Below are 13,038 nucleotides of genomic sequence, written 5' to 3' on the forward strand. Positions count from 1 at the left end.
CTTGTCGCCCACAGGACAGGTGTCGCTGTCGTCGTCATCCGGTCAACGTCCGGTCGGCGGTAAAGATTCCCGTTCCGGGTCCCGTTCCGGGTCATGCGTCGCCGTCGTAGCCGCCCTTGTTGTACCCACCAGCGCCCGGTTTGTCACATCTGATAACAGATATAACCCAGCGTTTCGGCATCTTTGACGCGCAGTAACGGTACGCCTGGCAGGCCAAACGCGTACACTACAGCCCTTTCGCTCCGAGTGCTAAATCCTGTCAGGAACCGGATTCCCCGCTTCGGCGATCGCACGCCGCACCGGGACGCGGGAGAGCAGGGCGAACCCGAGGACGAAGAAGGCCACCAGCGAGATGATCGCGTCCCGGTAGCTCCCCGTCAGCTGGTAGGTCACGCCGAACAGCAGCGGCCCGAGCCAGCTCATGCCGCGGTCGCTCATCTCGTACGCCGAGAAGTATTCGGCCTCTTTGCCCGGCGGGATCAGATGGGAGAACAGGGACCTGGACAGCGCCTGGCTGCCGCCGAGCACCAGGCCGATCCCGGCGGCCAGGGCGTAGAACCACACCGGCGCCCCGGCCGGCAGGAAGTACCCGGCCGCCAGCGTCACCGTCCAGGCGACCAGCGAGCCCAGGATCGTGCGCTTGGCCCCGTACACCCGGGCCAGCCGGCCCATGGCCAGCGCGCCCGCCACCGCCAGCACCTGCACCAGCAGGACGGCGCCGATGAGCGTGGACTGCCCGAGCCCCAGTTCCTCGGAGCCGTAGATCGAGGCCTGCGAGATCACCGTCTGGATGCCGTCGTTGTAGACGAGGTACGCGAGCAGGAAGGCCAGCGTCAGCGGATGGCGTCGCATGCCGCGGACGGTCGCCGCCAGCTGCCGGAAGCCCGGGAGGGCCGCCTCCCGGCCGGCCGTCCCGCGATCGCGCAGCCGCCGCAGCGGGACGATGGCGAACGCACCCCACCACAGGCCGGCCGACGCCAGGCAGATGCGGACCGCCGTGCTCTCGGAGAGGCCGAAGCCCTCGTGCCCGCTGTAGAGGACCAGGTTCGCGACGAGGACCAGTGAGCCCGCCGCGTAGCCGAAGGCCCAGCCACGGGAGGACACCGCGTCCCGCTGCTCGGGCGGGGCGATCTGCGGCAGGTAGGAGTTGTAGAGCATCATCGCCACGGACTGCGCGGCGTTGGCGACGACCAGCAGGGCACCGCCCAGCAGGTAGCGGTCGCCGTCCAGGAAGAACATGGCCGCCGTGGCCGTGGCGCCGGTGTAGGCGGCGGCCGCGAGGAGGGGCTTCTTGCGGCCGGTGCGGTCGGCGGCGGCGCCGACCAGGGGCATCACCAGGACGGCCACGATCACCGACAGGGACACCGAGTACGCGAAGAAGGACCCGGCCCGCACCGGGATGCCCAGGGGGTGGACGTAACCGTCGGCGTCGGCCGCCGACTCGGCGACCGAGGTCAGGTAGGGGCCGAGGAACACGGTGAGCACGCTCGTCGAGTAGACGGAGCAGGCCCAGTCGTAGTAGTACCAGCCGCGCTGTTCGCGTCTCAGCTCCGCGGCCCCGTCGGCCGGTGGTGTCCGCACGGTGTCGTCGCTCACCCGTGCCCTCGCTTCCCCTGAACGCGCGGAGGGAGGGGTCCGGGGCAGGGTGCTTCCGACGGATCTCCGTGGTGTCGCGACGCCCGGCACGCTCCCCCAAGCTCTCGACTCCGCTCGAGCAGGGGGCACCCCCCACTCGCCGCGCCGGACAAAGGCCTGGTGGCTCCGCCACGAGACGTTCCGCCCGGAACGCCGAGAGCACGCGCCGAACGCCGCTCCTTCCTCCACGGAGATCCGTCAGATGCCCCCTAGACCCAGACGCCGCGGTCCTCCATGACCTTGCGCAGTGTGTCGATGTGATCGGTCATGATGCCATCCACGCCCAGGTCGAGGAGCCGGTGCATCGTCTCGGCGTCGTTGACCGTCCACACGTGCACCTGGAGCCCGCGCGCGTGGGCGGTGTGCAGGAAGCGCCGGTCCACGACCTGGATGCCGGACTGGATCTCGGGGACCTGAGCGGCCACCGCCGAGCGGCGCACCGCCGCAGGCAGCCCCCAGGAGCGCAGCCGCAGGTTGAGCACGCCCCGTGTGCCGTACGACGTGGCCAGGCGCGGGCCGGCCAGCCGCTGGGCGCGCACCACCCGAGCGTCGGAGAACGAGCCCAGACACACCCGGTCCCAGGAGTTCGTCCGCCCGACCAGGTCGAGGAAGGGCAGCAGGGCGCCCTCCGCCTTGACGTCCACGTTCCAGCGCACGTCGGGGAAGGTCTCCAGGAGCTCCTCGAAGAGAGGGAGCGGCTCCTCGCCCGCCACACGGGCCTGCCGTACCTCGTGCCACGGCAGGTCGGCGATCCGGCCCCCGCCGTCCGTCACCCGGTCCAGCGTCGCGTCGTGGAAGGCGACGAGCTTGCCGTCCAGGGTGGTGTGGACGTCGGTCTCGATGTACCGGTAACCCGCCTCGACGGCGCGCCGGAACTGCCGCACGGTGTTCTCCAGGCCGTCCGCGGCCCCGCCCCGGTGGGCGAAGCCGATCGGGCCGGGATGGTCGAGGTAGGGATGGCGTATCCGCGGGGTCACGAACGCAGTATCACTCCTCGGGGTTGACCGGTGGCAACGGCCGTGCCGCCGCCGGATGCCCGGCGGACGGCGAACACCCGCAGGAACATCTGGGCGAGCGGGCCGATCGCCAGGGCGTACAGCAGGGTGCCGATGCCGACGGTGCCGCCCAGCGCGTAGCCGGTCGCCACGACCGCGAGCTCGATGCCGGTGCGGACCAGGCGGATCGAGACGCCCGTGAGCTGGTGCAGTCCGGTCATGAGGCCGTCGCGCGGGCCCGGCCCGAAGCGGGCCGCGATGTACAGGCCGGTCGCCGCGCCGTTCAGGACGATCCCCGCCACCATCAGCGCGATGCACGGAGCCGGACCGTGCGCGTCGGGCACCAGCGCCAGCGTCGCGTCCATCGCCATGCCGATGACCAGCACGTTGGAGATCGTGCCCAGGCCCGGCCGCTGCCGCAGGGGGATCCACGCGAGCAGCACCGCCGCGCCCACCAGGGTCAGCACGACACCGATCGACAGACCGGTCCGTTCGGCGAGACCCTGGTGCAGCACGTTCCACGGCTCCAGCCCGAGCCCCGACCGGACGAGCAGCGCAGAACTCGCGCCGTACAGCGCGAGACCCGCGTAGAGCTGGACGAGCCGACGGGCGAGGCGCCCCTGCGTGGCCATGATGTGCCCCCAGTGGTGGTAGTGGACTGCTTCATGACACCCTGTGGCTTGGATGGAGAGGCCATCCATGGCCAATCCGGGGAAGGTGGACTGATTTCGATGGCGGAATGGACCTCGGCCGTGGGTGCGGCACAGCTCGCGCGGCTCCTCAGCTCCCAGCAGGACCGCCCGGCGGGGCCCGGCACGCGCCGGCCGCCGGCCTATCGCGCGCTCGCCGACGGCATCCGCCTGCTGGTGCTCGAGGGACGTGTCCCGGTGGCGGCCCGGCTGCCCGCCGAACGCGAACTGGCCCTCTCCCTGTCCGTCAGCCGCACCACGGTCGCCGCCGCGTACGAGGCGCTGCGCAGCGAGGGGTTCCTGGAGTCCCGGCGCGGCGCGGGCAGCTGGACCGCCGTCCCGGCCGGCAACCCGCTGCCCGCGCGTGGTCTCGAGCCCCTGCCGCCGGAGGCACTCGGCTCCCTCATCGACCTCGGCTGCGCCGCACTCCCCGCTCCCGAACCCTGGCTCACCCGGGCCGTTCAGGGCGCCCTGGAGGAGCTGCCGCCCTACGCGCACACGCACGGCGACTATCCCGCCGGACTGCCCGCGCTGCGGGCGATGATCGCCGAGCGCTACACCGCCCGCGGGATCCCGACCATGCCCGAGCAGATCATGGTGACGACCGGCGCGATGGGCGCGATCGACGCCATCTGCCATCTGTTCGCCGGGCGGGGCGAACGCATCGCCGTCGAGTCGCCCTCGTACGCCAACATCCTCCAGCTGATGCGGGAGGCCGGGGCGCGGCTGGTGCCCGTCGCCATGGCCGAGGGGCTCACCGGGTGGGACATGGACCGCTGGCGGCAGGTCCTGCGGGACGCCGCTCCACGCATCGCCTACGTCGTCGCCGACTTCCACAACCCGACCGGGGCGCTCGCGGACGAGGACCAGCGCAGGCGGCTGGTGGACGCGGCGAGGTCCGCGGGGACCGTGCTGATCGCCGACGAGACGATGAGTGAACTGTGGCTCGATCCGGAGGTGCGGATGCCGCGGCCGGTGTGCGCGTTCGACCCGGCCGGGTCCACGGTGGTCACGGTGGGGTCGGCGAGCAAGGCCTTCTGGGCCGGGATGCGGATCGGGTGGGTGCGGGCCGCCCCGGACGTGATCCGCAGTCTGGTCGCCGCCCGCGCGTACGCCGATCTCGGCACACCGGTGCTGGAGCAGCTGGCGGTGAACTGGCTGTTCGGGACGGGAGGCTGGGAACAGGCCGTGGAGGTGCGGCGGGAGCAGGCCCGGGCCAACCGGGACGATCTGGTGACCGCGGTGCGGCGGGAGCTGCCCGCGTGGGAGTTCGAGGTGCCTCGGGGCGGTCTGACGCTCTGGGTGCGGACCGGGGGTCTGTCGGGGTCGCGGCTGGCCGAGGCGGGGGAGCGCGTGGGAGTGCGGGTGCCGTCCGGGCCGCGGTTCGGGGTGGACGGGGCGTTCGAGGGGTATGTGCGGCTGCCGTTCACCGTGGGCGGGGCGGTGGCCGAGGAGGCGGCCGTGCGGCTGGCCGCGGCGGCGGGACTGGTGGAGAGCGGCGCGGTGGGGAGCGCGGAGGCGCCGCGTACGTTCGTGGCGTAGGCAGGCGGACGGGGCTGACTGGGCTGACTGGGCTGACGGGGCTGCTGGGGGGTCTGTGCACTCCCAGCGGCATGCCGTCCGCGGCTACGTCTCCTTGGTCAGGACCGGTACCTGGTCCGGCAGGGGCTCTTTGGTGAGGACGGGTTCCTGGTCCGGCAGGGGCCCCTTGGTCGGGACGGGTACCTGGTCCGGCAGGGGCTCTTTGGTGAGGACGGGTACCGGGTCCGGCAGGGGCTCATTCGCCATGGCCTGCGCCGCCTGCTGCGACTGCGCATCCGCCGGGTCCTGCTCCGCTTCTTCGTCCGTCGGCACCGGTGCCGACTTGCCTTCCGGCGGGTCCTGCTCCGGGATCGTCTCCCCGTCCGCCGGGGCCGTGCGCGGTGGGAGGAGGTCCAGGACCGCCTCGCAGAGGGCGTCGGGCGTGGCGTCGTCGTAGGGGTTCGGCGTGGCCGGGACCTGGAGGCGGTGGACCGGGCCCGTGCCCAGGCGCGCGTATCCGCGGCCCGGCGGGAGCTCGTCGATCGGAGTGGTGCGCGGGGGCGCGCCCAGAACCGACTCGAGCTGGGCCGCCGTGGCCGGGCCCAGGACCACACGGGCGCGGGTGTGCTGGCGAACCGGATCGCTCAGGGCGTCCACGCTGTCCAGCTGCTCGGCCACTACCACCGTCACGTTCGCCGGGCGGCCGTGCCGGAGAGGAACCTGGAGCAGGCACTGGGGATCCTTGCGGCCGTCGGCGGCGGCCAGGTGGGTGAACGCCGTCGGGCGGTCCAGGAGAATCCACAGCGGGCGCTTGGTGTCGTCGGGCGGTGGATCGCCCGCCTGGTGGGCGCGGTTGGCGGCGATGAGGCGGCGCTCGGTCTCGGTCGCGGCCCACTCCAGGCCGGCCGTGACCCCGGCGAGCCCCGCCTCGACGGCCAGGACGCCGTCCCGGCCGGTCAGGCAGGCGTACTCGCCGGTGCCGCCGCCGTCGACGATCACCACGTCGCCGTGCCGCAGTGCCTGCAGGGCGATGGACCGCAGCAGGGTGGAGGTGCCGCTGCCCGGCTGGCCGAGAGCGAGCAGGTGCGGCTCGGTGGAGCGCAGGCCCGTGCGCCAGACGACCGGCGGCACGTCCCGCTGCCGCTCCCCGCAGGTGACGGGGAGTGTGCGCTGGACCCGGGTGGGGTCCGTGAAACCCAGGACCGTCTCGCCGGGGGTGGTGACGAAACGCTGGGCGGCGATGTCGACGGGCAGCGGCAGGAGCACGCCGACCGTCAACTGGTTGCCCTCCTCGTCCCACGTGAAGTGGTATTCGCGGCCCCGGCCCGACTTGGCCGCGAGGAGGTTCTCGATCCGGGCGCGGGCCTCGGGCTCGCCGTCGGTGAAGTACGCCGGGTAGCGGACCACCAGCTGCGAGATCCGGCCGCCGCCGTCGAACGCGTAGGTGGGGAAGGCCTTGTCCCAAGCACCGCCGTGGGAGTAAAGCGGCTCGGGGTCCTCGGCGGCGGAGAAGTACGGCACGAGCGCGTCGTACAGCGACTTCAGCCGCTGGGTCTGCGACTCGTCGGGCCCGTCCGACGCCGCCGTGGAGCGCTCCCGGCCCTGCCAGGCCGCCGCCGCCATCAGGGTGATGGCGGCGAGCAGCGGTCCGTACGGCGCCAGTGCCACGACCAGGACGACGGAGGCCACCAGGAACAGCAGCGCCCCCCGTCGCTCCTTGGGGGTCTCGGTCCATCTGCGCCGCCCGGCCGCTGCCAGCCGGCGCAGACCCCGCGTGATCGTGATCAGCGGGTGGAGGACGTCGGTGGCGCTGTCGGCGGCCGTCCGGGCCAGCTCCCGGCTCCGGGCGAGCTGCGCGCTGCCGTTGCTCAGAATGCGGGGGAGGGGGCGCCGGGCCACTACTGCCTCCAGGGAGTGCGTACGGGCGGGGTGCGTACGGGGACGAGCGCGTCAGAACTTGATTCCGCCGAGGAGGCTCGCCAGGCTCTCGCCGCCTGCCTTGATGCTCGGGGCGATGGCGGTGCTCGCCAGATAGAAGCCGAACAGCATGGCGACCACGGCATGCGACGCCTTCAGGCCGTCCTTGCGGAAGAAGATGAAGACGACGATGCCGAGCAGGACCACGCCTGAGATGGAGAGGATCATTTGAGATCTCCTGGTTCGCGGGGACAGTCACCATGAGTACTTCCAGGCTCACAGCTTGTATCCATACGATAAAAGGTGCAACTGGGTGAAATTCGTACGTTTTCCCCTGTGCGGTGAGGTGGTCCGGGCCCGGTCGAGCTGGATGGTCGCGCTTGTCCCGGTCTGCGCTGATCTTTACCTCGGGCACATCGGGTCATGTGCAGCGCCAGCCAGTACCCTGGCGATTCACTCGTACGGCTGCGCCCTCGCAGGCGTACACACCGGAGGCGATGCGTAGTGGAGAGGCGGTCCGCCCGATGACCGAAGTCCCCGACCCCGAGGTCGTGGAGCTGGCGACCAAGGTCTTCGATCTGGCCCGGCGGGGACAGACCGAGCCGCTCGTGGCCTATGTAGACGCGGGTGTTCCGGCCAACCTCACCAATGACCGCGGCGACTCGCTCGTGATGCTCGCCGCCTACCACGGCCACTCCGAGGCGGTGCGCGCCCTGCTCGACCGCGGCGCCGAGGCCGACCGCGTGAACGACCGAGGCCAGACCCCGCTCGCCGGGGCCGTCTTCAAAGGCGAGACGGACGTGATCAAAGCCCTTCTGGAGGGCGGCGCCGACCCGTCCGCGGGCACGCCCTCGGCGGTCGACACCGCCCGGATGTTCGGCCGGACGGAATTGCTCGAACTGTTCGGCGAGCACTGAGCCGACCGGTCTGACCTGGAACGACAACGAAATCGGGGGAGGCGGTAAAAGGGCCGCCGAAATTTCGGTCGCGGCAGACGGAAGTGCCGAGTCATCATGACGACGTGGTTCACGGACGTGATGGTCGGGCAGATTTTGCCGCACCGCGCGGGCCGTGACGCGGTCCGCAAGGGCCACCGACGAGAGGCAGAGGAAGATGGTCTACAGCAAGCAGGAAACGGCGGGCGCCCCGACGTGTTGTCACGCGGCCAGGTAGTACACGTCCCCGGTTGCGTCGACGCTTGATGTGAGGCTGTTTCCCATGTTCGATCCGGTCATAGCGCCCAGCGGAACGCTGCTCGGCCTGCTCCAGCGGGGCCGCGGCGACGGCACGCTGCACGCGCTCACCGCCCCGCGCCCCGAGGCGCTGGCGGCGTTGAACCACTGTGTGCTGCGCGATCCCCGCCACGACTGGCAGGTGGAGAACCGCTCCCTCTACTACGCCCGCCTCTACCTCGACCTGAACGGCGAGCTGGACGAGGTCGAGGCCCATCTCTTCGGCGCCGAGGACGTCCTCGACAGCGACGAGTCACGCACCGGGCTCGCCCTGGCCGTCCTCGGGCACCTCGCCTCCTACGGCAGGCGGGACGCGCTCGAACTGCTGCGCAGGTACGCCGCCCACGGCTCCAACTGGGCCTGGGCCCTCGACGAGCTGGCCCTCAGGGACGACGACGCGGGCCTGCGCGCCCTCGCCGCCCCCGTCCTCGCCCGGTTCCCGGCCGACCCGGAGGGAGACGCCGAGCTGGCCGCCACCGTCCGGGACGCCTTCGAGCCCCGGCCCTGGCGGCTGTGGGCCGAGGATCCGCGCGAATCCGTCGCCACCCGTGTGCGTGCCGCTCACGAGACGGGCTGCTTCGACCGCTGGCAGCGGCAGATGCGCCCCTCCGGCCCCCGCCCGGGCTGGAGCGTCCAGGCCGTCTTCGAATGGGCCCAGCAGGGCATCGAGCGGGGAGCAGCCCTCCACGTGCCGGCCGCCCGCTGTCTCAGCGCCGTGGCCGGACCCGAGGACCGGGCCGAGATCGTTCAGGCGGCGAAGGACGGCACCGACGGAGCACGGTGTACGGCTCTGCGGTACCTCGCCGACGGCAACGATCCCGAGGCCCTCGATCTGATCGAGGGCGCCGTGGCCAACGGCTCGACGCTCGTCGTGGACGCGGCCGTCGACGCCTTCGAGCGGATGCGCTCACTGGCCGCCGTGGACCGGGCCCGCGGCTGGGCCCGGCGCCCGGACCCGCTGGGCGCCGCCGCCGGGCGCGTGCTCGCCTGCCGGGGCGGGGTCCAGGACCGTGACCTGGTCCTCACGGCCCTGCGCGAGGCCGTGCGGGGCGAAGGCCCCGACGCACCGACCCTGTGGACCCTCGTGGACGGCACCGGACGGCTGGGCATCGCCTGCGCCGCACCCGTACTGCGCCACGTCTACCGCGAGACGGCCTCCTCCCACCTGCGCGGCCGGGCCGCCCGGGCCCTCGCCGCCACCGACCCCTCCTTCGCCGCCGGTTTCGCCGTCGAGTGCCTGTGGGACTGCGAGGAGACCACCCGGGAGATCGCCGCCCGGCACGCCGAGACCGGAGACACCCGCGTCGTCGAGCGACTGCGCCGGCTCGCCTCCGACCCGGCCGAGGAGGCCGAGGTGCAGACGGCCGTACGCAGCAGGATCGGTCCCGAGGAGACCGCGGTGTAACCGCTGGATGCTCTTTTTGACGGAATGCCGGGGCGGAATCGCGCCTCCAGGGTGAACGGGGGGTGACCCGCGGGGCAGGAGGGCATGGACACCGCCCGACCTGCGTGGGTGCACCTCAGAACGCTCATGGGACGTTCCTCGTCCGGAAAGATCCACGTTGACGCGGGCACGTCCGGCACGGCGACAACACCGGTATGCGTGTCGTCATCGTGACCGAATCCTTTCCCCCCGACGTGAACGGCGTGGCCCACTGCGCGCTCCAGACCGCCCGGCACCTCGTCGATCGCGGTCACGCCCCCGTCGTCGTCGCCCCGGCCCCCGCACCGGGGAACAAGCCCGACGCCTTCGCGCCGTGCCCCGTCGTCCACGTCCCCTCCCTCCCGCTGCCCGGCTACCCCCAGGTCCGCGTCGCCCTCCCCAGCCGCCGCCTGGCCGCCACCCTCGTCGAGCACCGAGCCGATGTGGTCCACCTCGCCAGCCCCTTCGTCCTCGGCGTACGGGGCATGGCCGCCGCCGCGCGCCTCGGCATCCCCGCCGTCGCCGTCTACCAGACCGACCTGGCCGGTTACGCCCGTACGTACATGGGCGCCGGGGAAGCCGCCGCCTGGCGGCGCATCCGTGCCGTGCACGGCGCCGCCGACCTCACCCTCGCCCCGTCCAGCGCGGCCCTGCACGACCTGGAGACCCACGGGGTGCCCCGGCTCCGGTTGTGGCCGCGCGGTGTGGACACCGAACGGTTCCGGCCCGACCGGCGCGACGAGGCCCTGCGCCGCGCACTCGCCCCGAACGGCGAGCTGATCGTCGGCTATGTCGGCAGGCTCGCCCCCGAGAAGCAGGTCGAACTCCTCGCCGGTGTCTGCGGCCTGGAGGGCGTGCGGGTCGTGATCGTCGGCGACGGCCCCAGCCGGCCCGGCCTGGAACAGGCCCTGCCCGGCGCCGTCTTCCTCGGCCGGCGCACCGGTGACGACCTGGCCCGGATCTTCGCCTCGTTCGACGTCTTCGCGCACACCGGCCCCTTCGAGACCTTCTGCCAGACGGTCCAGGAGGCCATGGCCAGCGGCCTGCCCGTGGTGGCGCCCGCGGCGGGCGGCCCGCTCGACCTGGTCGCACACGGGCACACCGGGCTGCTGGTCCCGTCCCACGACGCGACCGCCGTCCGCGACGCCGTGCGTTCCCTGGCCGCCGACGCCGGACTGCGGGCCGGCTACGGCGCCGCCGGGCGCGCCACCGTCGAGGGCCGCACCTGGGCGGCCGTGGGCGACCGGCTGATCGAGCACTACACGCAGGTGCTCGCCGGACGCCGGACGGCGGTGGCGGCATGAGCGACTCCCCCTCCGGCAGCGGCGACCGCAGGTCGCTGCGGATCGTCCGGCTCGCCAACTTCGTCGCCCCCTCGTCCGGCGGACTGCGCACCGCGCTGCGCGAACTCGGCAAGGGCTTCAAGGCAGCGGGGCACGAACCCGTCCTCGTGATCCCCGGCGAGCGGATGAGCGACCGCGAGACCGAGCAGGGCAGGGTGATCACCCTGCCCGGGCCGCTCCTGCCCGGCACCGGCGGATACCGGGTCCTCGTCGACAAGCGCCGGGTGGCGCGGCTCCTGGAGGAGCTCGCACCGGACCGGCTGGAGGTGTCCGACCGGACGACCCTGAGGTGGACCGGCCGGTGGGCGCGGCGCGCCCGGGTCCCGGCCGTGATGGTCTCCCACGAGACGGCCGACGGGGTGCTGCGCACCTGGGGCCTGCCCGAGGGGGCCGCCCGGCGTGCCGCCGACGCCCTCAACGTCCGTACGGCGCACACCTACGCGCGCGTGGTGTGCACCACCGAGTTCGCCGAGCGGGAGTTCGTGCGGATCGGGGCCCGCAACGTCGTCCGGGCACCGCTCGGCGTCGACCTGGTGCAGCGGCACCCTGCGCTGCGCGACCCGGGGATACGGGCCCGGCACGCGCGCGAGGACGAGACGCTGCTCGTGATGTGCTCGCGGCTGTCCGTGGAGAAGCGGCCCGGCACGGCGCTGGACGCCCTGCAGGCGCTGCGGCGGCGCGGGCGCCGGGCCGTGCTGGTGGTGGCCGGGGACGGCCCGCTGCGCACCCGGCTCGAACAGCGGGCGCGCGAGAGCGGCCTGCCGGTCACCTTCCTCGGGCACGTCACCGACCGCCGGCTGCTCGGCGCGCTCCAGGCGTCCGCCGACACGGTGCTGGCACCGGGGCCCGCCGAGACCTTCGGGCTCGCCGCGCTGGAGGCCATGGCCTGCGGTACGCCCGTGGTGGCGAGTGCCTCGTCCGCGCTGTCGGAGGTGATCGGTTCCGCCGGTGCCGTCGCGGCGGACCACGGGGAGGCCTTCGCGGACGCCGTGGACCTGATGCTGGAACGCCTGGAAGCGGACCGGCGCGAGGCGGCACGCGCGCGTGCGGAGTGCTTCGGGTGGGACGCGGCGGTCGACGCGTTTCTCGCCGCGCACGACGCGGCCGTCCCGGTGCGTCCCGCCCGGCCGTTCGCGCCCCGGGGCGTGGCATGAGACCCCCGCGGCACGAGGGGCCCCTGCGGTTCGTGGCCCTCGGGGACTCGCTCACCGAGGGCGTGGGGGATCCCGTAGGTGACGGAGCGTGGCGTGGCTGGGCCGCGCTGCTCGCGGAGGGGCTCGCCGGGGAGCGGGTCGGGTTCACCAACCTCGCGGTGAGCGGGTCACAGACCCGGGACGTCCTGGAGCGGCAGCTGCCCGCCGCGCTGGAGCTGCGGCCCGACCTGGTGTCCGTCGTCGTCGGTGTCAACGACACCCTGCGCTGCACCTTCGACATCGGGGCCGTGGCCACGCGGCTCGACCGGGTGTACGCGGCCCTCGGTGAGCAGGGCGCGGTCCTGCTCACCGCCTGCCTGCCCGACCCGGGCACGGTGCTCGGCCTGCCCGGGGCTCTCGCCCACCCGCTGGCCCGGCGGCAACGAGCCGTGAACACGGTCGTGCACGCCCTGTCCCAGCGGTACGCGGCGCTGCACCTGCACGCGTGCGAGGGCGACTGGGTCACCGACCGCGCCCTGTGGAGCGCGGACCGGCTGCATCCGGGTGAACGCGGGCACCGGCGACTCGCCCTGCGCTTCCACGAGCTGCTCGCCGAGCACGGCCTCGCGACGGGGCCCGCGCCCTCGGCCGAGCCGGAGTTCCCCGACCCGACCAGGTCGGAGAGCCTGCGGTGGCTCGCCACGGCCGGCACCGGCTGGGTGGCCCGTCGGTGCACCGATCTGCTGCCCCAGCTCCTCTCCTTGGCCGCCGACGAACTCCGGCACCGCGCCCGGGGCACGAGCGCCCGGCTCGACCTGCGGGCCTCGGCCGCGGTGTCCGCCGCACTGGCGGGCCTGTCGGCCGCCCCGGCCGGTCGTCCGTGACCGGCCCGGACGGTTCAGCGGCGGCGTGCGGTCGCCTCGGCTGTGGTCGGCCCGGGCGGTTGAGCGGCGGCGTGCGGTCGCTGCGGCTGTGGTCGGTCCGGGCGGTTGAGCGGCGGCGTGCGGGCGCTTCGGCTGTGGTCGGTCCGGGCGGTTGAGCGGCGGCGTGCGGGCGCTTCGGCTGTGGTCGGTCCGGGCGGTTGAGCGGCGGCGTGCGGGCGCTTCGGCTGTGGTCGGTCCGGGCGGTTGAGCGGCGGCGTGCGGGCGCT

The 13,038-nt window shown here is 73.4% G+C and carries 11 protein-coding genes; 6 read left to right on the forward strand and 5 right to left on the reverse strand.

Features of this window, described 5'->3' with window-relative positions:
- Positions 1-249: 249 nt before the first annotated feature.
- The 3 genes from FDO69_RS06905 to yczE all read right to left on the reverse strand — a co-directional run bounded on the left by FDO69_RS06905 (position 250) and on the right by yczE (position 3,262).
- Positions 250-1,596 (reverse strand): MFS transporter, encoded by a 1,347-nt coding sequence (locus FDO69_RS06905; protein WP_104778841.1) that lies wholly within the window; start codon positions 1,594-1,596, stop codon positions 250-252.
- 248 nt (positions 1,597-1,844) lie between these two features.
- A complete protein-coding gene (locus FDO69_RS06910) occupies positions 1,845-2,612 on the reverse strand; it encodes a glycerophosphodiester phosphodiesterase family protein (RefSeq protein ID WP_104778842.1) in 768 nt (255 codons plus the stop codon).
- On the reverse strand, positions 2,609-3,262 hold the full coding sequence (gene yczE, locus FDO69_RS06915) for a membrane protein YczE (RefSeq protein ID WP_104778843.1): 654 nt from the start codon (positions 3,260-3,262) through the stop codon (positions 2,609-2,611). The genes FDO69_RS06910 and yczE overlap by 4 nt, the downstream gene beginning before the upstream one ends.
- A gap of 99 nt (positions 3,263-3,361) precedes the next feature.
- Between yczE and FDO69_RS06920 the strand changes: the two genes are divergently transcribed.
- Positions 3,362-4,861, forward strand: a complete 1,500-nt coding sequence (locus FDO69_RS06920; protein WP_104778844.1) for an SCO1417 family PLP biosynthesis transcription factor — start codon at positions 3,362-3,364, stop codon at positions 4,859-4,861.
- Between the two features lie 84 nt (positions 4,862-4,945).
- Here the strand turns inward: FDO69_RS06920 and FDO69_RS06925 are convergent, their stop codons facing one another.
- Entirely contained in the window at positions 4,946-6,739 is a 1,794-nt protein-coding gene (locus tag FDO69_RS06925; protein WP_167526534.1) for a hypothetical protein, read from the reverse strand.
- 51 nt (positions 6,740-6,790) lie between these two features.
- Positions 6,791-6,985, reverse strand: a complete 195-nt coding sequence (locus FDO69_RS06930) for a hypothetical protein (RefSeq protein WP_030843336.1) — start codon at positions 6,983-6,985, stop codon at positions 6,791-6,793.
- 296 nt (positions 6,986-7,281) lie between these two features.
- On the opposite strand from FDO69_RS06930, the gene FDO69_RS06935 reads away from it, so the two are divergent.
- The 5 genes from FDO69_RS06935 to FDO69_RS06960 all read left to right on the forward strand — a co-directional run bounded on the left by FDO69_RS06935 (position 7,282) and on the right by FDO69_RS06960 (position 12,772).
- On the forward strand, positions 7,282-7,674 hold the full coding sequence (locus FDO69_RS06935; RefSeq protein ID WP_104778845.1) for an ankyrin repeat domain-containing protein: 393 nt from the start codon (positions 7,282-7,284) through the stop codon (positions 7,672-7,674).
- A gap of 301 nt (positions 7,675-7,975) precedes the next feature.
- Positions 7,976-9,394 (forward strand): HEAT repeat domain-containing protein, encoded by a 1,419-nt coding sequence (locus tag FDO69_RS06945; RefSeq protein ID WP_104778847.1) that lies wholly within the window; start codon positions 7,976-7,978, stop codon positions 9,392-9,394.
- Positions 9,395-9,588: 194 nt separating this feature from the next.
- On the forward strand, positions 9,589-10,716 hold the full coding sequence (locus tag FDO69_RS06950) for a glycosyltransferase family 4 protein (RefSeq protein ID WP_104778848.1): 1,128 nt from the start codon (positions 9,589-9,591) through the stop codon (positions 10,714-10,716).
- Positions 10,713-11,909 carry a glycosyltransferase gene (locus tag FDO69_RS06955; RefSeq protein WP_104778849.1) on the forward strand — a complete coding sequence of 399 codons (1,197 nt, stop codon included), beginning with the start codon at positions 10,713-10,715 and terminating at the stop codon, positions 11,907-11,909. The genes FDO69_RS06950 and FDO69_RS06955 overlap by 4 nt, the downstream gene beginning before the upstream one ends.
- Positions 11,906-12,772, forward strand: a complete 867-nt coding sequence (locus FDO69_RS06960) for an SGNH/GDSL hydrolase family protein (protein ID WP_104778850.1) — start codon at positions 11,906-11,908, stop codon at positions 12,770-12,772. Before FDO69_RS06955 ends, FDO69_RS06960 begins: the two co-directional genes overlap by 4 nt.
- Positions 12,773-13,038: the final 266 nt, after the last annotated feature.

The sequence above is a fragment of the Streptomyces tibetensis genome, assembly GCF_007655005.1.
Taxonomy (GTDB): domain Bacteria; phylum Actinomycetota; class Actinomycetes; order Streptomycetales; family Streptomycetaceae; genus Streptomyces; species Streptomyces tibetensis.